The organism is Rathayibacter sp. AY1C9 (assembly GCF_002932315.1).
GTDB lineage: Bacteria > Actinomycetota > Actinomycetes > Actinomycetales > Microbacteriaceae > Rathayibacter.
In genome coordinates this window covers 71,959-91,860 of sequence record NZ_PSVZ01000003.1, presented here as the reverse complement: position 1 = coordinate 91,860, position 19,902 = coordinate 71,959, and the positions used below count along the sequence as shown (strand labels likewise).

Here is a 19,902-nt window from a genome sequence, read left to right as displayed (position 1 = left end):
CGCAGACCGAGCCGATGCTGTTCGACGACGCCGAGCGGGCGCTCGTCCCCTCCGAGGGGGCGCGGTGGTTCGACCTGCTGGCCGTGTTCGACCTCGAGACCACCGGCATCGACGTCCGCACGAGCCGCATCGTCACCGCGCACGTCGGCGTGATCGACGCGGCGGGCGAGCCGATCGAGGGCATGACCTGGCTCGCCGATCCCGGGGTCGAGATCCCGGCCGGCGCCTCCGCCGTCCACGGGATCAGCACCGAGCACGCCCGCGCGCACGGCCGCCCCGCCGGCGAGGTCGTGGCCGAGATCTCCGAGGCGCTGCGCTCGCTCCTCGCCCGCGGCATCCCGGTCGTCGTCTACAACGCCCCCTACGACCTCTCGCTCCTCGCCCACGAGGCGCGCCGCTGGGGCGTGCCCGTGCTGCTCGACCCGAGCCCCGTCGTCGATCCGCTCGTGATCGACAAGGCGGTGGACCGCTACCGCAAGGGCAAGCGCACCCTGACCCTCGCCGCCGAGCACTACGGCGTCGCCCTCACCGAGGCGCACGACGCGGGCGCGGACGCGATCGCGGCGGGTCGGGTCGCCCAGGCGCTGGGCCGCGCCTTCGCCGACGAGCTCGGAGTCGGCGCGGAGGCCCTGCACGCGCTCCAGGTCGACTGGTGCCGCACCCAGGCCGAGTCCTTCCAGGAGTACATGCGCCGCGTCCGCGACGAGTCCTTCGTCGCCGACGGGGGCTGGCCGGTCCGCCACTGACCCCTCAGGTCAGCGTGCGCCCCTCGCGCAGGAGCGCCACGTACTCCGCGATCCGCCGCTCCCGCGTCGCCGCCCGCTTCAGCTGCGAGAGGCGGAAGAGGAACGCGAAGCGCTTCTGCCCGCCGACGGTCGCGAAGAAGGCCAGGGCCTGCGGATCCGCGTCGAGCGCCCGCTGGAAGTCGTCCGGCACCTCCGCATCGCGCTGCCGGTAGGCCGCGTCCCAGCGCCCGTCGGCGCGTGCCCGCTCGACCTCGGCCCGCCCGCCCGGCAGCATCCGGCCCTCCGCCAGCAGCCGTGCGACGTGATCGCGGTTGACCTTGGACCACGGGCTCGCGCGACGCCGCGGGGTGAAGGCCTGGAGCTTGAACTGCTCGTCGAAGGCTCCCGCCTGACCGTCGATCCAGCCGTGGCAGAGCGCGATGTCGAGCGCCTCGGCGTAGGTGATCCCCGGATCGACGGCGGCCTTCTTCCGCAGCTTCAGCCGGACTCCGTCCGGGTCGGGCTCGCCGCGGAGGTAGGCGTCCCACTCTTCAGGAGTCGTGAACGGCAGGATCGGCTTGTCGGCGAAGGACACCATGCCGGGACGCTACCGCGCCGGCTCCCCGACGGCCACGGCCCGCCCGTCGGCGCAAGCCCTCGCTCCGCGGACCGCGGCGCTGTGGGATCGGGTGAGCACGTGTTCCCCCTCCCCCCTCTCGCAAGGAGAAGTCATGCCCACGATCCGCACGGTCACCGTCCTCGGCAGCGGAGTGCTCGGCTCCCAGATCGCCTTCCAGTCGTCCTTCCACGGCTTCGCCGTCACCGTCTACGACCTCTCCGACGACGTCCTCGAGTCGGCGCGCGAGCGGCTCCGCGGTCTCGCGGGCGTCTACGAGTCGCTGCCCGGCGGCGTCGCCGGCGGACCGCAGGAGGCGCTCGACTCCCTCCGCCTCACCTCCGACCTCGCGGAGGCTGTCGCCGACGCCGACCTCGTGATCGAGGCCGTCCCCGAGGACCTGGGCCTGAAGCAGGAGCTGTACGGCCGCCTGGGTGCGCTCGCTCCCGAGCGCACGGTCTTCGCGACCAACTCGTCCACGCTGCTCCCCAGCGACCTGAAGGCCTCGACCGGCCGACCCGACCGGTTCCTCGCGCTGCACTACGCCAACCACGTCTGGGCGCAGAACACGGCCGAGATCATGGGGACGGCGGACACGGACCCCGCCGCGGTCGACGCCGTCGTGGAGTTCGCCGTCTCCAGCGGCCTCGAGCCCATCAGGCTGCAGAAGGAGAAGGCCGGCTACGTCCTGAACTCGCTGCTGGTGCCGCTCCTCAACGCCGCGTCGGGTCTGCTCATGGGCGGCTACGCCGACCACGAGACCATCGACAAGACCTGGAGGATCGGCACCGGCGCCCCTCTCGGACCCTTCCAGATCTTCGACGTCGTCGGTCTGCGGACCGCCTACAACATCGCCGCCGCGGCCCCGGACGAGGCCTCCCAGGCGTTCGCCGCCCACCTGAAGACGGAGTACCTCGATCGCGGCCGCCTCGGAACGGCCACCGGAGAGGGCTTCTACCGCTACTGAGGACCGCCCCGCGGGAACGACGAAGGGCCCCCGACCGTGAGGTCGAGGGCCCTTCGAGGAGTGCTACTTGCCGAAGTTCTTGTAGCGGCTGTTGAACTTCTCGACGCGGCCGGCCGAGTCCATGATGCGCTGCTTGCCCGTGTAGAACGGGTGTGAGGCGGAGGAGATCTCGACGTCGATGACGGGGTAGGTCACGCCGTCGAGCTCGATCGTCTTGCTGCTCTTCGCGGTCGAGCGGGTGAGGAAGGTCTCACCGGACGCGAGGTCGCGGAAGACGATCGCGGAGTACTCGGGGTGGATGTCGGTCTTCATGGTCGTGTCCTGTCGTCGATGGTCCTGAACCGCACCTGTCGTCGACGGGAACGGGTGGATGAGGGCGGGCGCACCGCGAACGGGCCCGAACCAGCTACCGAGAATACCAGACCGGCAGCGCGCGCAGAAGTCGCGCCGCGCCCGGACCCCGGAGCCGGGGTCAGCCGCGGGCGCGGGCCGAGAAGCGCCCGTTCTCGCGGGTGAGAGCGATGTCGAGCCCGAAGGTCTCGGCGAGCGTCGCCTCGGTCAGGGACTCGGCCAGCGGGCCCGCCGCCACCACCGCTCCGTCGCGGAGGAGCAGGGCGTGGGTGAAGCCGTCGGGGATCTCCTCGACGTGGTGGGTCACCATCACGATCGCGGGCGACGCCGGGTCCTTCGCGAAGCCGCCCAGCAGCTGGACGAGCTCCTCGCGGGCGCCGAGGTCGAGGCTCGCGGCCGGCTCGTCGAGCAGAAGCAGCTCGGGGTCGGTCATGATCGCGCGGGCGATCTGGACGCGCTTCTGCTCGCCGTCCGAGAGCGTCCCGAAGGTGCGCTCGGCGAGGTGCTCGAGCTTCCACTCGGACAGCACGCGGCGGGCGCGGCGCTCGTCGATCGCGTCGTAGCCCTCGTTCCAGCGGCCGGTGACGGCGTAGGCGGCGGTCATCACGACGTCGAGCACGCTCTCGCCGGCCGGGAGGCGGCGCGCCATCGCGGTCGAGGCGTAGCCGATGCGCGGGCGCAGCTCGAACACGTCGACCCGGCCGAGGGTCTCCTCGAGCAGGTGTGCGGCACCGGTCGAGGGGTAGTTCTGCGCGGCGGCGATCTGCAGGATCGAGGTCTTGCCCGCCCCGTTGGGGCCGAGGATCACCCAGCGCTCGTCCTCGGCCACGTCCCACGACACGTGGTCGAGGATCCGCTTGCCGTTCCGGACGAAGGACACATCGACGAACGAGACAACGCTGGGCATGGGAGCCATTCTAAAGGAGGCGGCCGGGAGGCTCAGACGAGCGAGTCGTAGATCGCCCGGGTGTCCCGCGCGATCTGCGTCCAGCTGAAGTGGCTCTGCGCGCGCTCGCGGCCCGCGGCGCCCATCCGCTTCGCCGTCTCCGGGTCGGCGACGACCTCGGCGAGGGCGGCGGCCAGATCGGCGACGTAGCGCTCCGGGTCCACGGGGGTGCCGGTGCCGTCGGTGACCTGCTCGATCGGGACGAGACGGCCGGTCACGCCGTCGTCGACGACCTCCGGGATGCCGCCGGTCGCCGTCCCGACGACCGCCGCACCGCAGGCCATCGCCTCGAGGTTGACGATGCCGAGGGGCTCGTAGATCGAGGGGCAGACGAACGTGGTCGCGTTCGTCAGGACCGCGGAGAGCTGGTGGCGCGGCAGGTGCCGGTCGATCCAGACGACGCCGGTGCGCTCCTCCTGGAGGCTGCGGACGAGGGAGGTGACCTCGGCCATGATCTCGGGGGTGTCGGGGGCGCCCGCGCAGAGCACGAGCTGCACCTCGGGAGGCAGGGTCGCCGCGGCGCGGAGCAGGTAGGGCAGGCCCTTCTGCCGGGTGATGCGGCCGACGAAGACCACGGAGGGGCGCGAGGGGTCGATGCCAAGCTCGGCGAGGACGGCCTCGTCCTCGACCGGGTGCCAGGCGTCGAGGTCGATGCCGTTGTAGACCACGTGGACCTTCGCCGGGTCCAGGGCCGGGTAGGAGCGGAGGATGTCCTCGCGCATGCCGCCGGACACCGCGATCACGGCGTCGGCGTTCTCGTACGCCTCCCGCTCGATCCAGCTCGAGACGCGGTAGCCGCCGCCGAGCTGCTCGGCCTTCCACGGACGCAGCGGCTCGAGGCTGTGCGCCGAGACCACGTGCGGGATGCCGTGCAGGAGCTGGGCGAGACGCCCCGCGGCGTTGGCGTACCAGGTGTGGGAGTGGACCAGGTCGGCCCCCGCCGCGTCCTGCGCGATCTGCAGGTCGACCCCGAGGGTCTGCAGCGCGCCGTTCGCCTCGGCGAGCTCCGCGGGGACGGAGTACGCGAACGTGCCCTCCTCCTCGCGCGGCGCGCCGAAGCAGCGCACCACGACCTCCAGGTCGCTGCGCAGCGCCTTGGTGAGCTCGGCCACGTGGACACCGGCTCCCCCGTACACCTCGGGCGGGTATTCCTTGGTCAGCAGATCGACTCGCACCCCCGAACCGTAGTACAGGGCGCTCCCCCGGCGACAGCCGGGGTCCACGGGGAAGCCCGAGCCCCTACTGTGGTGCCATGCAGTCAAAGAAGATCTTCGGCATCGTCCTCGCCGGCGGCGAGGGAAAGCGCCTCATGCCCCTCACGGCGGACCGGGCCAAGCCCGCGGTGCCGTTCGGCGGGCAGTACCGGCTGATCGACTTCGCGCTGTCCAACCTGATCAACTCCGGTCTCACTCAGATCGTCGTGCTGACGCAGTACAAGTCGCACTCGCTCGACCGCCACGTCTCGCAGACCTGGCGCCTCTCCGGGCTCCTGAACTCCTACGTCGCCTCGGTCCCCGCGCAGCAGCGCCTGGGCAAGCGCTGGTTCAGCGGCTCGGCCGACGCGATCCTGCAGAGCCTCAACCTGATCCGCGACGAGAAGCCCGACATCGTCGTCGTGGTCGGCGCCGACCACGTCTACCGCATGGACTTCTCGCAGATGATCGACGCGCACATCACGTCCGGTGCGAAGGCGACCGTCGCGGCCATCCGCCAGCCGATCGAGCTCGCGGACCAGTTCGGCGTCATCCAGCTCGCCGGTGACGAGGCGGGCGACGGCATCGTCCCGACGATGATCTCCGAGTTCCTCGAGAAGCCCAAGGACGCCGTCGGCCTGGCCGACTCCCCGCACGAGGTCCTCGCCTCCATGGGCAACTACGTCTTCGACGCGGACGCCCTGATCGACGCGGTCATCCGCGACGGCGAGTCCTCCACGTCTGACCACGACATGGGCGGCGACATCATCCCCGACTTCGTCGCGCGCGGCGAGGCGGGCGTCTACGACCTCAAGCTCAACGACGTCCCCGGCTCGACCGACCGCGACCGCTACTACTGGCGGGACGTCGGCACCATCGACTCCTTCTTCGAGGCCCACCAGGACCTCATCTCGGCGCTGCCGGTCTTCAACCTCTACAACCAGCAGTGGCCGATCTTCTCGTCGCAGCTGAACTCCCCGCCGGCCAAGATCGTCCGCGACGGCAAGGGCAACATGGGATCGACGGTCGACTCGGTCGTCTCGCTCGGCACCGTGATCTCGGGCGCGCACATCGAGCGCAGCGTCGTCGGGCCCTGGACGGTCATCGAGTCGAACGCGACGGTCACCGACTCGGTGGTCTTCGACAAGGTCCGCATCGGCCCGGACGCGCTGGTCGTCCGCGCTATCCTCGACAAGGACGTCGTCGTCGAGCCCGGTGCTCGAGTCGGCGTGGACCACGACCGCGATCGCGAGCGCGGGTTCACCGTCACCGAGTCGGGCATCACCGTCGTCGGCAAGGGCGTCGTCGTCCACCCGTAGCACCCCCGCGGGTCGAGCTCTGCGCCCCGGCGCGCCCACCCGACCGATCGGACCGACCCATGAGTGAGCGTCCTGCGACGCCTGCCCGCTTCCTCGTCGTCCTCGACGCGGACTCCACCCTCCTCCAGGACGAGGTGATCGAGCTCCTCGCGGTGCACGCCGGCTCCGAGGAGCGCGTCGCCGCCGTCACGGAGCGGGCGATGCGCGGCGAGCTCGACTTCGGCGAGAGCCTCCGCGAGCGGGTCGCCACTCTCGCCGGGGTCCCGGAGTCGGTGCTCCCCGGTGTGAGCTCGGGCGTCCGCGTCACGCCCGGCGCCGCCGAGCTCGTGGCCGGCGTCCACGCCGCCGGCGGCCGCGTCGGTGTGGTGTCCGGAGGGTTCCACGAGGTCCTCGACCCGGTCGCCGGTGCGCTCGGCCTCGACTTCGTCCGGGCCAACCGCCTCTGCTGCGGGGACGGCCTGCTGACCGGAGCGGTCGACGGGGCGGTCATCGACGCCGCGGCCAAGGCGGAGGCGCTCCGCGAGTGGGCGGCGGTCTCGGGCGTCCCGCCGCAGCGCACGATCGCCGTCGGCGACGGTGCGAACGACCTGGAGATGATGGCGGTCGCCTCCCTCGCGGTCGCCTTCAACGCCAAGCCCCTGGTGCGGGAGCGCGCCGACCTCGTCGTCGGCGGCCTCGACCTGTCGCAGCTGCTGCCTGTCCTCGGCCTCCGCGGCTGAGGCCCGCCTCCCCCGGCCTCAGGAAGGTCAGCGGCCCGCGATCGCGACGAGTCCGGCGCAGCCGAGCGCCAGCGCCCAGCTGACGAGCGAGCCCACCAGGAAGTACTCCGCCTTCTCGCCGCTGCCGCCGTCGCGGGAGATCTCGGGGAAGCGCACGATCCCCTTGGCCGCGAGCACGGCACCGGCGAGGCCGATCGCTCCGGCGAGCGTGAGGCCGGCGATCAGCAGCCGCTCCAGCGGTCCGATCGTGCGCCCGCCCTGGAGGTCCGGCAGGCGGGCGTCGGCCGGCTCCCGACGCGCGAACCGCTCGCTCCAGCGCGGACGCGGCGCGGGCTCGGCCTGCGGGAGCTCGCGGAACAGTGCCGCCCGCACGATCACGTTGCCGCTCTCCAGCAGGAAGAGCCCGGCTCCGACCGCCAGAGCGAGCTGCTCGATCGGAGGGAGCGTGCTCGCGACGATGGTCGGCGCGAGCGGCCCCGTCGGGACGCCGGTGGCGCGGTCGACAGCGGTCAGCACCAGGACCGCCGCGACGAGGGCGACGGCCGGACGCAGACCCCCGGGCGGCCGCGCGTTCTCGACGGTCGTGGTCGTCAGCAGCCAGGCTCCGGCCAGGACGACGACGATCGCCGCACCGAGCGGCGGGGCTCCGACGAGGAGCGCTGCGGTCACGGCTGCGGCGGCGAGCACGGGGATCGCGAGGAGGGCCCCACGGCGGCGGAGGTGCGTGCGCGCGAGGTCGCCGAGGCCGATCACGGCGAGCAGCAGCGCCGTCAGCACGTCTCCTCCAGCAGGCGCGCGCCGACGAGGAGGGCGCCCGCTCCCGCACGCCGCAGCGCCTGCGAGACGGCGGGCTGCGAGATCGACTCCTGCTCGCCCAGCTCCTTCTGCGACGCTCCGCGCAGGCTCCCCAGCACGAGCCGGCGATCGCGCGCGCTGAGCGCTCCGACCAGGGCGTCGCGGGAGAGGAGGTAGGCGTTGACCGCCGCCTCGCCGGAGTCCCCGTCGGCGTCCCCGGCGACGAACCATCCGCGGGCCGTGGGCACGGCACCGTCCTCGAGCGCGTGGGCGCGATCGATGGCCTCGCGGGCGTGCCACCAGCCGGACCCGTCCTCGAGGTCCCCGGCGATCCCCGACCCGACCACCCGCACCTCGCCCAGGCCGATGCCCGCGCGGCAGTCGACGCCGGCCGGGAGCGAGAGGCGCGCCTGCAGCGTCGCCCGGAGCGCGGCGTGGACGGAGGGGTAGATCGCCTGGAACTCGTCGCCGACCGTCGGGTGCAGGGGCTGGATCGCCGGGACCGCGGCCTCCACCTCGGCGAAGCCCCGCTCGATCTCGCGCTGAGCACCCGCGCGGTCGACGAGGGAGCGGGAGGTCACCAGGTCCAGGAGCACGGCGACGACATCGGAGGAGGTCATCGCATAAGCCTAGAGCTTATATCTGTCGGATATAAGCCCAGGGCTTATCGGTCAGTGGCCCATCCCGAGGCCGCCGTCGACCGGGATCACGGCACCCGAGATGTACGCCGCCTCGTCGCAGGCCAGCCAGCGCGTGACCTTCGCGACCTCGGCAGCGGTGCCGTAGCGGGCGAGCGGGATGCTCTTCCGGTACTCCGCCTGCTGCTCCGGCGAGAGCTCCGCGGTCATGTCGGTCTCGATGAAGCCGGGAGCGACGACATTGGCGGTGATGTTGCGGGCGCCGAGCTCGCGGGTCAGCGAGCGGGCGAAGCCCACGAGGGCGGCCTTCGACGAGGAGTAGTTGATCTGGCCCGGCGACCCGTAGAGGCCGACCACGCTGGAGATGAGGACGACGCGGCCGAAGCGCTGCTTGAGCATCCCCTTCGATGCGCGCTTGACGACGCGGAACGCCCCGGTGAGGTTCGTGTCGACGACGGACGTGAAGTCCTCCTCCGTCATGCGCAGCAGCAGGGTGTCGCGGGTGATGCCCGCGTTCGCCACCAGGATCTCGACCGGGCCCAGCTCGGCCTCGACCTGCGTGAACGCGGCGTCGATGGAGGCGGCGTCGGTCACGTCCGCGACGACGGTGAGGGAGCCCTCCGGACCGGAGCCCGAGCGCGCGGTCACGGCGACCCGGTGACCGGCGGCCACGAACTCCTGGGCGATGGCGAAGCCGATCCCCCGGTTGCCCCCGGTGACGAGGACGGTGCGCGGCGTGGTCATGATGTCCCTCCTGCCGGCGCTCGTGCGGCGCCGGGCGACCCGTACATCCTAGAGGCGCGTCGCGCAACAGAATCCGGGATGAGGCCCTCCCGGCCTGCACCCGCCCGCCGCGACGTAGGCTTGCAGGGCTGTGAAACCACGCGAGACACTCACCTCCCTACCGCCGTCGCCGAGCGCCGAGCGGCGCTCCCGCGCGATCAAGTACTCGATCGCCATGGGCATCAGGATGCTCTGCGTCATCTGCCTGCTCTTCGCCCACGGCTGGTGGCTGCTGTTCTTCGCCATCGGCGCCGTGGTCCTGCCCTACTTCGCCGTCGTGCTGGCCAACGTCGGCAGTGCGGGCGAGCGCGGCAACGTCGAGCGGCCGGGTGCGATCGTCCTCCCCCGGCCGGTCCCACCGCCCCCCGCCCCCGACTCCGAGGCGCCGACCGGCCCCGAGGGCGGCGACCCGCGAGGAGGCCGGCCGTGATCCCGCTCGGCCGGGTCCCCGACGCGCACGCCTGCTCCCGAGCGGGCTGCCCGCGGACGGCGACGTTCGCGATCGCGTGGCGGAACCCGAGGATCCACGCGGAGGACCGTCGGAAGACCTGGCTGGCCTGCGGCGAGCACCTGGAGTTCCTGCGCGAATTCCTCCTCGCCCGCGACTTCCCGCTCGAGGTGAAGCCGCTCTACACGGTCGATCGCGGAGCGGACCGATGAGCGGCGACGCGCCCCGTCCCTCCTGGCGCTTCGTCTTCTCGCGACGCTGGTTCGGCTACCTCGCGCTCGCGATCGTCTTCGCCGTCGCCTGCGTGCTGCTCTCGCGCTGGCAGGTCGCGCGGCTCGACCAGGCCGCCTCGACCAACCGGCTGGTCACCGCGAACTGGACCGCCGACCCGGTGGCGCTCGACGGGCTGCTCCCCGCCGACTCCACGTGGGACGACGCGCTCGAGTACCGCCCGGTCGAGGTCACCGGCGTCTACGAGACGGAGGGGCAGACCCTCGTCCGCAACCGGCCCTACAACGGCAACCCCGGCTTCGAGATCCTGACGCCGCTGCGGCTCGACGACGGCAGCGTGTTCGTCGTCGACCGCGGCTGGGTCCCCGTCGGCTCGACCCAGGACTCCCCCGACGCGATCCCCGCGCCGCCCGAGGGGGAGGTGACCGTCGTCGCCCGCCTGAAGCCCACGGAGGGACGGATCGACGGACGCTCCGCACCGGCCGGCCAGATCGCCACGATCCAGCTCGACGACCTGTCGACGCAGCTGGACGAGCCCCTGCGGACCTCGGCGTACGGCCTGCTGGTCGCCGAGGCGCCGGCGCCGGTCGACGCTCCCCCGCTGGCCGCGATCAAGCCGGTCGCCGACGAGGGCCTGCACATCAGCTACGCCATCCAGTGGGTGCTGTTCGCCGTCATGGGCTTCGGCGGGCTCGGCTGGGCGATCCGCCACGAGTACCGCATCCGCAACGCCGACGACCCCGAGGTCGTGGCGGCCGAGGAGCGGCGCGAGGAGCGCCGTCGACGCCGCGGCCGCAGCGACTCCGAGGTCGAGGACGAGCTGCTCGACGCCCGCTAGGCGAGCGTGATCAGGTCGAGGTAGTCGGCCGCCCAGTGGTCCTCGGTGCCCTCCGGCATGATCAGGACGCGCTCGGGGTTCAGCGCCTCGACGGCTCCCTCGTCGTGGCTGACCAGGACGACCGCGCCCTCGTAGTGCGCGAGCGCGTCGAGGATCTCCTCGCGGCTCGCGGGGTCGAGGTTGTTGGTGGGCTCGTCGAGCAGGAGCACGTTCGCGCCCGAGACCACGATCATCGCCAGGGCGAGACGGGTCTTCTCCCCGCCGGAGAGGACCCCGGCCGGCTTGTGCGAGTCGTCGCCGGTGAACAGGAACGAGCCCAGGACCCGGCGGGCCTCGGTCTCGGTGAGGTTCGGGCTGGAGGAGACCATGTTCTCGAGCACCGAGCGCTTGACGTCGATCGTCTCGTGCTCCTGCGCGTAGTAGCCGATCCGGAGGCCGTGCCCGGCCTCGATCACTCCGGTGTCGGGCTGGTCGACGCCGCCCAGGATGCGCAGGAGCGTCGTCTTGCCCGCTCCGTTGAGCCCCAGGATGACGACCTTGGAGCCGCGGTCGATCGCGAGGTCGACGGCGGTGAAGATCTCGAGTGAGCCGTAGCTCTTCGACAGGTTCTGAGCCTGCAGAGGGGTGCGACCGCAGGCGGACGGGGTCGGGAACCGGAGCTTCGCGACGCGGTCGACCGCACGGACCTCCTCGAGCCCGCTGAGCATGCGCTCGGCACGCGCGACCATCTGGTGCGCCGCTGCGGCCTTCGAGGCCTTCGCGCCGAACTTGGCGGCCTGCAGCTGGAGGGCGCCGGCCTTCTTCTCGACGTTGACCCGCTCCTTCTTGCGGCGCTCCTCGTCGGCGGCGCGCTGGCGCTGGTAGTTCTTCCAGTTCATGTTGTAGACGTCGATGACCTGGCGGTTGGCGTCGAGGTAGAAGACGCGGTTCACGGTCTCGCCGACCAGCTCGATGTCGTGGCTGATCACGATGAAGCCGCCGCGGTAGTTCTTGAGGAACTCGCGGAGCCAGACGACGGAGTCGGCGTCGAGGTGGTTCGTCGGCTCGTCGAGGATCAGCGTGCTCGCGTCGGAGAAGAGGATGCGCGCGAGCTCGATGCGGCGCCGCTGGCCACCGGAGAGCGTCTTGAGCGGCTGGTCGAGGATCCGGTCGGGGAGGTTGAGGTTGCTCGCGATCGACGCGGCCTCCGCCTCAGCCGCGTATCCGCCGAGGGAGAGGAAGCGGTCCGTGAGGTTGCCGTACTTCTTCATGCCGGCCTCGCTCACGGAGGTGTCGCTGCTCGACATCGCGACCGTCGCCTCCTGCATGCCGAGCACCAGCTGCCCCAGCCCGCGGGCGTCGAGGATGCGGGTGCGCGCGAGCTCCTCCGGGTCGCCGGAGCGCGGGTCCTGAGGGAGGTAGCCGATCTCGCCGCCGCGGTCGACCGTGCCCTTCGACGCGATGAGGTCGCCCGCGAGGACCTTGGTCAGCGTCGTCTTCCCCGCCCCGTTGCGGCCGACGAGGCCGACCTTGTCGCCGTCGCCCACCCGGAAGGAGACGTTCTCCATCAGGAGTCGGGCGCCGACTCGGAGTTCGAGGTCGTGCACGCTGAGCACAGTGCTGTCCGTTCCCGCCAAGAAATGGCGTTCGGTTCGGGAGGAGTGGGGCAAGGGGCCGCGATGCGGCAGCCCCCTAGTATATTTCCTGAGCCGCGGGGCGGATCCACGTCCGCTCACCGCGGACGCGCTCGCTCCTCGCTCTCGGGCGACCAGGACTCTCGGAGATCACCCATGTCCCCTTCCTCTTCCGCCCTCCCGCGCCCGGTCCTCGCCGACCGGCTCGTCACCCGCTCCGTCGCGACCGACGCCCTGCTGGTGCTCGCGGGTGCAGGTCTCACCGCAGCGATGGCGCAGCTGTTCATCCCGATGTGGCCGGTCCCCTTCACGGGCCAGACCTTCGCGGTCCTCCTGGTCGGCACGACGCTCGGCGCACTCCGCGGCGCGCTCTCCATGCTCGTGTACGCGCTCGTCGGCGCTCTCGGCGCCCCGGTCTTCACCGAGGGCTCGCACGGCTGGGCGGTCCTCGCGGGTCCCACCGGCGGCTACATCGTCGGCTTCGTCCTCGCGTCGATCGTCACCGGGTGGCTCGCCCAGCGGCAGTGGGACCGTCGCGTCCTCGGCACGCTGGTGACCTTCCTCGCCGGCACCGCCACCATCTACCTCGTCGGCCTGCCCTGGCTGGCCGCCGCCCTCGCCTCGCTGGGGCTGCCAGCCGACCTCGGCTCCGTCCTCTCCGCGGGACTCGTGCCCTTCCTGGTCGGCGACGCGCTCAAGGCGCTGGTCGCTGCCGCGCTGCTCCCCACCACCTGGGCGATGCTCTCGCGACGCTCGCGCTGAGCGGTCGCACGGACGCCGAAGGCCGGGAGGACGATTCCTCCCGGCCCTTCGGCGTCCGGCAGAGGTCGAGCCGCGCGGTCCTCCTGCTCGACCTCGGTGGGCACCTCCACCGACTCGACCGGCGGGGACGACGACGGCCCTCGACGCCGGAGTCGACCCGTCCGGCCGTTCCGACTCCACGATGGACTGCGACAGGCTGAAGACGACAGGAACGCCGAAGGGCCGGGAGGACGACTCCTCCCGGCCCTTCGGCGTCGGTGTGCAGCGGCTAGATCGAGAAGCCGAGTGCGCGCATCATGTCGCGCCCGTCCTCGGTGATCCGGTCGGGACCCCACGGCGGCATCCAGACCCAGTTGATCCGGAACGCCTCGACGATGCCGTCGAGCGACTCGGCGGTCTGCTCCTCGAGCACGTCGGTCAGCGGGCAGCCCGCCGAGGTGAGGGTCATGTGGATGACGAGGGCGTCGTTCTCGTCGTCCCAGCCCAGGTCGTAGATGAGTCCCAGGTCGACCACGTTGACCCCGAGCTCGGGGTCCATGACGTCCTTGAGGGCCTCCTCGACCTGGTCGAAGAGCTTCGGCTCGAGAGTGGTGACCGCCATGATCAGACCGTCGCCGAGGTCAGGAAGCGGTCGTAGCCCTCGTCCTCGAGCCGGGTCGCGAGCTCCTTGCCGCCCTGCTCGGCGACGCGGCCGGCGACGAAGACGTGGACGAAGTCGGGCTGGATGTAGCGGAGGATCCGCGTGTAGTGCGTGATCAGCAGCACGCCGAGACCTGTGCTCTGGTGGGCGCGGTTGACGCCCTCCGACACGATCTTGAGCGCGTCGACGTCGAGGCCGGAGTCGGTCTCGTCGAGGACGGCGAACTGCGGGGCGAGCAGCTCGAGCTGGAGGATCTCGTTGCGCTTCTTCTCGCCGCCCGAGAAGCCCTCGTTGACGTTGCGCGCCGCGAAGGACGAGTCCATGCGGAGGTTCGCCATCGCCGACTTGACGTCCTTCGTCCACGTGCGGATGGCGGGCGCCTCGCCGGCGATCGCGGTCTTGGCAGTGCGGAGGAAGTTGGTGTTGGTCACACCGGGGATCTCGACCGGGTACTGCATGGCGAGGAAGAGGCCCGCGCGGGCGCGCTCGTCGACGGACATGTCGAGGACCTCGACGCCGTCGAGGGTGATCGAGCCGCCGTCGACGTGGTACTTGGGGTGTCCCGCGATCGTGTACGCGAGGGTGGACTTGCCGGACCCGTTGGGGCCCATGATCGCGTGGATCTCACCCTGGTTGATGGTGAGATCGACACCGCGGAGGATCTGCTTGGTCCCCTGCTCGGTCTCGACACTGACGTGGAGATCGCTGATCTGGAGAACGGACATTCAGACTTCCTTCGTGACGGTCGGGTCGATGTAGACGTCGCCGTCGATGATCTCGACGACGAAGACGGGGACCGGCTCGTAGGCCGGGAGGTTCAGGGGGGTGCCGGTGCGGAGGGAGAACTGGGAGCCGTGCGCCCAGCACTCAAGGCTGTCGCCCTCGACGAAGCCCTCGGAGAGCGAGATCTCGCCGTGGGTGCAGGTGTCGCCGATGGCGTGGATCTCGCCGGCGGAGTCCTGCACGACCGCGATCGCGACTCCGTCGACCTCGACCCGCATGGCCTGGTTGGGGATCAGCTCGGAGACCGAGCAGATCATCGCGGCGTTGCTCATGCGGTGACCGCCGCTCCGCGGGAGGAGCCGGTCTGGCCGGCGCTGCCGGCGAGCTCCGCCTCGATCGCGAGCTGCAGTCGGTCCTCGAGCTCGGCGACCTTGATCTGCTGCACGATCTCGCTGAGGAACCCGCGCACGACCAGGCGTCGCGCCTCGTCCTCGCGGATCCCGCGGGACTGCAGGTAGAAGAGCTGCTCGTCGTCGAAGCGGCCGGTCGCCGAGGCGTGCCCCGCTCCGGCGATGTCACCGGTCTCGATCTCGAGATTCGGGATGGAGTCGGCGCGCGTGCCGTCCGAGAGGACCAGGTTGCGGTTCTGCTCGTAGCTGTCGGTGCCGGTGGCGCTGTTGCGGATCAGGACGTCGCCGATCCAGACGGTGCGCGCGCCCTCGCCCTGCAGCGCGCCCTTGTAGGTCACGCGGCTGCGGGTGTCGGGGGCGTCGTGGTCGACGTACACCTGCTGCTCGAGGTGCTGGCCGCCGTCGGCGAAGTACAGACCGAAGAGCTCGCCGTCCGCTCCGCGCTCGACGAGGTGCGCCGAGGGGTTCACCCGGACGATGGAGCCGCCGAGGGTGACCACGATGTGCTTCACCTTCGCGTCGCGTCCGACCCGCACGAAGTGGTTGGCCAGGTGCCGGGCGTCGTCCGCCCACTCCTGCACGGTGACGACGGTGAGCTGCGCGCCCTCGCCGACGAGGATCTCCACGTTCTCCGCGAGGGAGGCCTCCCCCTCGTTCTGCAGCACGACGACGGCGCGGGCGTAGGGCGCCGCCTCGATGATCGTGTGCGCGGCGCGGGGTGCGGAGCCGAGGCTCGAGCGGACGAGGGTGGCGACCTTCTCGTCCTCGCCCGTCACGCGGACGGCGAGGGCCTTCTCGAAGCTCGACCAGGCGTTCGCGGCGGCGCGGTCCTCGGGGAGGCCGGCGGTGCCGATCCGCTGGTCGTCGCGGCCGACCCACGAGACGTCGACACCGTCCACCGCCGCGTGCTCGAGGGGGGCGGGCGAGCCGTCGAGCGCGCCGTCGATCAGATCGCCGAGGCGGGCGACGGGCGTCAGCTTCCAGGCGATCTCGCGGCCGGTGACGGCCTCGAAGGCCTCGACGTCGGCCGACGCGAAGCGCTCGGAGCGCGTCTGCACGGGCGTGAACGCCCCGTCGGAGTGGGCGCTGATGCCCAGGCGCTCAGCGGCGGCCGCGCCGTCGATCTCGGGGGTCGCGGCGCTCGTGGGGACCGTCATCTGGCGGTGGTTCCTTTCGATGGGTGCGGGGCGCCCCGTCCGGGCGCCCCTTCGAGGGGGGAGGCGGGCGTCAACCGACGCTGCCCTCCATCCCCATCTCGATGAGCTTGTTCAGCTCGAGGGCGTACTCCATGGGCAGCTCGCGCGCGATCGGCTCGATGAAGCCGCGGACGATCATGGCCATCGCCTCGTCCTCCGGCAGGCCGCGCGACATCAGGTAGAAGAGCTGCTCCTCGCTGACCTTCGACACCGTCGCCTCGTGGCCGAGCTGCACGTCGTCGACACGGATGTCGATCGCCGGGTAGGTGTCGGAGCGCGAGATGGTGTCGACCAGGAGGGCGTCGCAGCGCACGGTGTTCGCCGAGTGGTGCGCGTTCGCGTCCACCCGGACCTCGCCTCGGTATCCGGCGCGACCGCCGCCGCGGGCGATCGACTTCGAGACGATCGACGACTGCGTGTACGGCGCCATGTGGACCATCTTCGCGCCGGCGTCCTGGTGCTGGCCGGGGCCCGCGAACGCGACGGACAGGGTCTCGCCCTTGGCGTGCTCGCCGACCAGGAAGATCGACGGGTACTTCATCGTGACCTTGGAGCCGATGTTGCCGTCGATCCACTCCATCGTCGCGCCCTCGTGCGCGATCGCGCGCTTGGTGACGAGGTTGTAGACGTTGTTCGACCAGTTCTGGATCGTCGTGTAGCGCACGCGGGCGTTCTTCTTCACGATGATCTCGACCACGGCCGAGTGCAGCGAGTCCGACTTGTAGATCGGAGCCGTGCAGCCCTCGATGTAGTGGACGTAGCTGTCCTCGTCCGCGATGATCAGGGTCCGCTCGAACTGGCCCATGTTCTCGGTGTTGATCCGGAAGTAGGCCTGCAGCGGGATGTCCACGTGGACGCCCTTGGGGACGTACACGAAGGAGCCGCCGGACCAGACCGCGGTGTTCAGCGCCGCGAACTTGTTGTCGCCCGCGGGGATGACGGTGCCGAAGTACTCCTCGAAGATCTCGGGGTGCTCGCGCAGCGCCGTGTCGGTGTCCATGAAGATGACGCCCTGCTCCTCCAGGTCCTCGCGGATCTGGTGGTAGACGACCTCGGACTCGTACTGGGCCGCGACGCCGCCGACGAGGCGCTGGCGCTCCGCCTCCGGGATGCCGAGCTTCTCGTACGTGTTCTTGATGTCGTCCGGGAGGTCGTCCCAGGTCTGCGCCTGCTTCTCGGTGGAGCGGACGAAGTACTTGATGTTGTCGAAGTCGATGTCCGACAGGTCGGCGCCCCACGTCGGCATGGGCTTGCGCTCGAAGAGCTTCAGGGCCTTCATGCGGCGGTCGCGCATCCAGGCGGGCTCGTTCTTGAGCGCGGAGATGTCGGAGACTACCTCGGGCGAGATGCCGCGTCGCGCGGAGGCTCCGGCGGAGTCCGAGTCGGACCAGCCGAACTCGTAGACGCCCAGGCTCTCGAGCTCGGGGCGGTCGATCAGGATGTCTGACATGTGTACCTCGTTTCCTACCCACTGCTAACCGGTCGGGTCCCGGAGTCATTCCCCCGGGGGTGGCCCGCGGGTGCTCTCCGGCCGGTCGCGCGATCGATCTGATGCGCGGAGCGGATGATGTGCGTCCCTGGATTCCGGAGGTGTGCGTCGGCGCTCCATCGGGCCGTGTGCGGATCACGTGCGCAGGGTGCGTCGAACCGTGACCAGCTTCTCATTCTACCGGCGTCCGCCGTTCAGCGGAACCTCCGCACCTGGGTGTCGGCCGGGCACCGGTGACGTGCCTCCAGACGCGCATGGCCATACCAGTGTCGGTGGTCCGTGATTCGGTTCCAACATGACGAACGACGCATCGACCCCGATCCCCGCACGACTCGTGACCGCACTGGTGGGCGCCGGCCTGCCGACCGGTCCCGCACGGGCGTTCGGCCCTCTCGCCCGCGCGATCGCGGCCGACCTCCCGCTGCGGGCGCTCCCCCGCGTGCTCCTGCGCCTCCGGCGGCACCTGCTCTCCGCCGAGCCGGAGCCCGCGGTCAGGCGGCGGGCTGGAGCTCCTGGGCGGCGTCCCGGCGCTGGGCGCGCACGGTGAACAGCCTCGGGTTGACGTCGAGCAGCACGCGGACCGCGCCGACCCAGATGAGCGCCGAGCCGAGCAGGTGCACCGCGACGAGCGTCTCGGGCAGCGCGGTGAGCGACTGCGCGACCCCGACCAGCGCCTGCAGCACGACGACCACGAGGAAGGCGACCACGCGCCGCCGGGCGAGTTCCGAGCCCGCCGCCCGCGACAGTCGCAGGAGCAGCGCGGCGCCCACGACGAGCACCGCCGTGCCGAGCACGCCGTGGACGACGGTCACGCTCTCCCAGTGGAACTGCATGCGGGGCACCTCCGCGGAGTCGCCGGCGTGCGGGCCGGTCCCCGTCACGAGGGTCCCCACGAGGATCACGAGGAGCGTCAGGCCGACGAGCCCGATGCTGAGCGCCCGCGTCGGGCGGTCAGGCTCGAAGGCCACGGACTGCGAGCGGTGGGCGCGGTGCCACGTCAGTGCGGTGGTGGTGAGGAGGGCGATGGCGAGAACGAAGTGCCCGGCCACGATGTACGGGTTGAGGCCCGAGTGGACGGTCGCGCCGCCCGCGAGGGCGTTCGCGACGACGAGCCAGAACTGCGACCAAGCGAGCCGGGTCATGGTGCGGTCGCGCGGCTTCTGCAGGCGCGCGGCCGTGATCGCCCAGCCCACCGCGACCACGAGGACGCCGGTGAACGCGCGGTTCGTGAACTCGATGAAGCCGTGGATCCCGAGCTCGGGTGTCGAGGTGAGCGAGCCCGGCTCGCACGCCGGCCAGGTGGGGCAGCCGAGGCCCGAGCCGGTCAGCCGGACGACGCCCCCGAAGAAGATGATCAGGATGCTCGCGACGAGCGCCGCGGTGGTCCCCCAGCGCAGTGCGCGCGGACCGAGGGTCACCCGCTCGGCGAGCAAGGAGAACGGCGTCACCATCAGAAGGGCAGCAGCGGGTCGATGCCGACGGCGAGGAAGAGCAGGGTGAGGTATCCGATGGACCCGTGGAACACCCGCATCGGCGAGACGTGCTCGTGACGGATAGCGAGGCTGTAGAGGCGGTGCGTCTCGGCGATGAACCAGACTCCGCTGCCGAGCGCGACCACCGTGTAGAGCACCCCCATGCCGGCGACGGGGATCAGCAGGAGCGAGCAGGCGACGGTGGCCCAGGCGTAGAGGATGACCTGGAGCCCGACGATCGTGCGTCCGCGCACGACGGCCAGCATCGGCACGCCGGCGGCCTGGTAGTCGTCCCGGTACTTCATCGACAGCGGCCAGTAGTGCGGCGGCGTCCAGAGGAAGATGACGGAGAAGAGGATGACGGGGGCCCAGTCGAGCGAGCCGGTGACCGCCGCCCAGCCGATCAGCACCGGCATGCAGCCCGCGATGCCGCCCCACACGATGTTCTGCGGCGTCCGGCGCTTGAGGAAGAGCGTGTAGAACACGACGTAGATGAGGATCGCGGCGAGCGAGAGGCCCGCGGAGAGCCAGTTGGCCGTGAGGCCGAGCCAGACGATCGACAGGACGCCGATCGTGGTCGCGAAGACGAGCGCGGACCGGTCCGAGATCTCTCCGGTCACGAGCGGCCGGTTCTTCGTCCGGTTCATGATCCGGTCGATGTCGCGGTCGAAGTAGCAGTTGAACGCGCCCGCCGACCCGGCGCTCAGGGCGCCGCCGATCAGGACGTTGAGGACCAGCAGCAGGTTCGGGATCCCGCCCTGCGCCAGGATCATCGTCGGAGCGGTCACCACGAGGAGCAGCTCGATCACGCGCGGCTTCGTCAGAGCGACGAAGGCCTTCACCTTGCGCGAGAGGGTCGTCGGCGACGCCCCGTCCCGCTCGACGGCGGTGGTCTCCACGACTGCGTCCATTGCTCCTCTAACGATTCGATGATCCCGAACGAGTGTAATGCGCCCGTCCGGGAGCCGGGCCCGGCGTGCACGCTTGTCCAATCGGACGCAGACATATGCGACCACGCAACCCCCGGT

At 71.1% G+C, this 19,902-nt stretch carries 23 protein-coding genes; 8 read left to right on the top strand and 15 right to left on the bottom strand.

Annotated elements, in window-relative coordinates:
* Nucleotides 1-14: 14 nt before the first annotated feature.
* On the top strand, nt 15-746 hold the full coding sequence (locus C5D09_RS03855) for a 3'-5' exonuclease (RefSeq protein ID WP_104268683.1): 732 nt from the start codon (nt 15-17) through the stop codon (nt 744-746).
* 4 nt (nt 747-750) lie between these two features.
* On the opposite strand, the gene C5D09_RS03850 is transcribed toward C5D09_RS03855, so the two are convergent.
* Nucleotides 751-1,323 (bottom strand): YdeI family protein, encoded by a 573-nt coding sequence (locus tag C5D09_RS03850; protein ID WP_104262939.1) that lies wholly within the window; start codon nt 1,321-1,323, stop codon nt 751-753.
* Between the two features lie 133 nt (nt 1,324-1,456).
* On the opposite strand from C5D09_RS03850, the gene C5D09_RS03845 reads away from it, so the two are divergent.
* Nucleotides 1,457-2,308 carry a 3-hydroxyacyl-CoA dehydrogenase gene (locus C5D09_RS03845; protein WP_104268643.1) on the top strand — a complete coding sequence of 284 codons (852 nt, stop codon included), beginning with the start codon at nt 1,457-1,459 and terminating at the stop codon, nt 2,306-2,308.
* 63 nt (nt 2,309-2,371) lie between these two features.
* On the opposite strand, the gene C5D09_RS03840 is transcribed toward C5D09_RS03845, so the two are convergent.
* The 3 genes from C5D09_RS03840 to glgA form a co-directional block, all read right to left on the bottom strand.
* Nucleotides 2,372-2,620, bottom strand: coding sequence for a type B 50S ribosomal protein L31 (locus C5D09_RS03840; protein WP_068253003.1), 249 nt, complete (start codon nt 2,618-2,620; stop codon nt 2,372-2,374).
* Between the two features lie 160 nt (nt 2,621-2,780).
* Nucleotides 2,781-3,566, bottom strand: a complete 786-nt coding sequence (locus C5D09_RS03835) for an ABC transporter ATP-binding protein (protein WP_104221964.1) — start codon at nt 3,564-3,566, stop codon at nt 2,781-2,783.
* Between the two features lie 32 nt (nt 3,567-3,598).
* On the bottom strand, nt 3,599-4,780 hold the full coding sequence (glgA, locus tag C5D09_RS03830) for a glycogen synthase (RefSeq protein WP_104225282.1): 1,182 nt from the start codon (nt 4,778-4,780) through the stop codon (nt 3,599-3,601).
* Between the two features lie 77 nt (nt 4,781-4,857).
* On the opposite strand from glgA, the gene C5D09_RS03825 reads away from it, so the two are divergent.
* Together C5D09_RS03825 and serB are read left to right on the top strand one after the other, a co-directional pair.
* Entirely contained in the window at nt 4,858-6,117 is a 1,260-nt protein-coding gene (locus tag C5D09_RS03825; protein WP_104221960.1) for a glucose-1-phosphate adenylyltransferase, read from the top strand.
* Between the two features lie 59 nt (nt 6,118-6,176).
* Entirely contained in the window at nt 6,177-6,836 is a 660-nt protein-coding gene (gene serB / locus C5D09_RS03820) for a phosphoserine phosphatase SerB (RefSeq protein WP_104262940.1), read from the top strand.
* A 27-nt stretch (nt 6,837-6,863) separates the two neighbouring features.
* Here serB and C5D09_RS03815 read toward each other — a convergent pair whose 3' ends face one another.
* From C5D09_RS03815 to C5D09_RS03805, 3 genes are read right to left on the bottom strand one after another with little or no spacing between them, the layout of a single operon-like run.
* Nucleotides 6,864-7,613 (bottom strand): hypothetical protein, encoded by a 750-nt coding sequence (locus tag C5D09_RS03815; protein WP_104268642.1) that lies wholly within the window; start codon nt 7,611-7,613, stop codon nt 6,864-6,866.
* Complete coding sequence (locus C5D09_RS03810; RefSeq protein ID WP_104268641.1) at nt 7,607-8,251, bottom strand: SatD family protein; 645 nt, start codon at nt 8,249-8,251, stop codon at nt 7,607-7,609. Before C5D09_RS03810 ends, C5D09_RS03815 begins: the two co-directional genes overlap by 7 nt.
* 51 nt (nt 8,252-8,302) lie before the next feature.
* Nucleotides 8,303-9,013 carry a beta-ketoacyl-ACP reductase gene (locus C5D09_RS03805; protein ID WP_104268640.1) on the bottom strand — a complete coding sequence of 237 codons (711 nt, stop codon included), beginning with the start codon at nt 9,011-9,013 and terminating at the stop codon, nt 8,303-8,305.
* 130 nt (nt 9,014-9,143) lie between these two features.
* Between C5D09_RS03805 and C5D09_RS03800 the strand changes: the two genes are divergently transcribed.
* Genes C5D09_RS03800 through C5D09_RS03790 form a run of 3 tightly spaced genes read left to right on the top strand, consistent with a single transcriptional unit; the run spans nt 9,144 to nt 10,569 of the window.
* On the top strand, nt 9,144-9,482 hold the full coding sequence (locus C5D09_RS03800) for a DUF3099 domain-containing protein (protein WP_104268639.1): 339 nt from the start codon (nt 9,144-9,146) through the stop codon (nt 9,480-9,482).
* A complete protein-coding gene (locus C5D09_RS03795) occupies nt 9,479-9,712 on the top strand; it encodes a hypothetical protein (protein WP_104268638.1) in 234 nt (77 codons plus the stop codon). The genes C5D09_RS03800 and C5D09_RS03795 overlap by 4 nt, the downstream gene beginning before the upstream one ends.
* Entirely contained in the window at nt 9,709-10,569 is an 861-nt protein-coding gene (locus C5D09_RS03790; protein WP_104268637.1) for an SURF1 family protein, read from the top strand. The genes C5D09_RS03795 and C5D09_RS03790 overlap by 4 nt, the downstream gene beginning before the upstream one ends.
* Here the strand turns inward: C5D09_RS03790 and C5D09_RS03785 are convergent.
* Nucleotides 10,566-12,164, bottom strand: coding sequence for an ABC-F family ATP-binding cassette domain-containing protein (locus C5D09_RS03785; RefSeq protein ID WP_104221943.1), 1,599 nt, complete (start codon nt 12,162-12,164; stop codon nt 10,566-10,568). The genes C5D09_RS03790 and C5D09_RS03785 overlap by 4 nt on opposite strands.
* A 174-nt stretch (nt 12,165-12,338) precedes the next feature.
* Between C5D09_RS03785 and C5D09_RS03780 the strand changes: the two genes are divergently transcribed.
* On the top strand, nt 12,339-12,944 hold the full coding sequence (locus C5D09_RS03780; RefSeq protein ID WP_104232632.1) for a biotin transporter BioY: 606 nt from the start codon (nt 12,339-12,341) through the stop codon (nt 12,942-12,944).
* Between the two features lie 268 nt (nt 12,945-13,212).
* Here the strand turns inward: C5D09_RS03780 and C5D09_RS03775 are convergent, their stop codons facing one another.
* The 7 genes from C5D09_RS03775 to C5D09_RS03745 form a co-directional block, all read right to left on the bottom strand.
* A complete protein-coding gene (locus C5D09_RS03775; RefSeq protein WP_104221939.1) occupies nt 13,213-13,545 on the bottom strand; it encodes a metal-sulfur cluster assembly factor in 333 nt (110 codons plus the stop codon).
* 2 nt (nt 13,546-13,547) lie between these two features.
* Nucleotides 13,548-14,309, bottom strand: a complete 762-nt coding sequence (gene sufC / locus C5D09_RS03770; RefSeq protein WP_104221937.1) for a Fe-S cluster assembly ATPase SufC — start codon at nt 14,307-14,309, stop codon at nt 13,548-13,550.
* Nucleotides 14,310-14,639: a non-heme iron oxygenase ferredoxin subunit gene (locus C5D09_RS03765; protein ID WP_077222834.1), complete on the bottom strand. Its 330-nt coding sequence runs from the start codon at nt 14,637-14,639 to the stop codon at nt 14,310-14,312.
* Nucleotides 14,636-15,874, bottom strand: a complete 1,239-nt coding sequence (sufD, locus tag C5D09_RS03760) for a Fe-S cluster assembly protein SufD (protein WP_104268636.1) — start codon at nt 15,872-15,874, stop codon at nt 14,636-14,638. The genes C5D09_RS03765 and sufD overlap by 4 nt, the downstream gene beginning before the upstream one ends.
* 70 nt (nt 15,875-15,944) lie before the next feature.
* Entirely contained in the window at nt 15,945-17,363 is a 1,419-nt protein-coding gene (gene sufB / locus C5D09_RS03755) for a Fe-S cluster assembly protein SufB (protein ID WP_104221933.1), read from the bottom strand.
* Nucleotides 17,364-17,893: 530 nt separating this feature from the next.
* Entirely contained in the window at nt 17,894-18,853 is a 960-nt protein-coding gene (locus tag C5D09_RS03750; RefSeq protein WP_104246804.1) for a heme A synthase, read from the bottom strand.
* On the bottom strand, nt 18,853-19,785 hold the full coding sequence (locus C5D09_RS03745; protein WP_104232635.1) for a heme o synthase: 933 nt from the start codon (nt 19,783-19,785) through the stop codon (nt 18,853-18,855). The genes C5D09_RS03750 and C5D09_RS03745 overlap by 1 nt, the downstream gene beginning before the upstream one ends.
* Between the last annotated feature and the right edge of the window lie 117 nt (nt 19,786-19,902).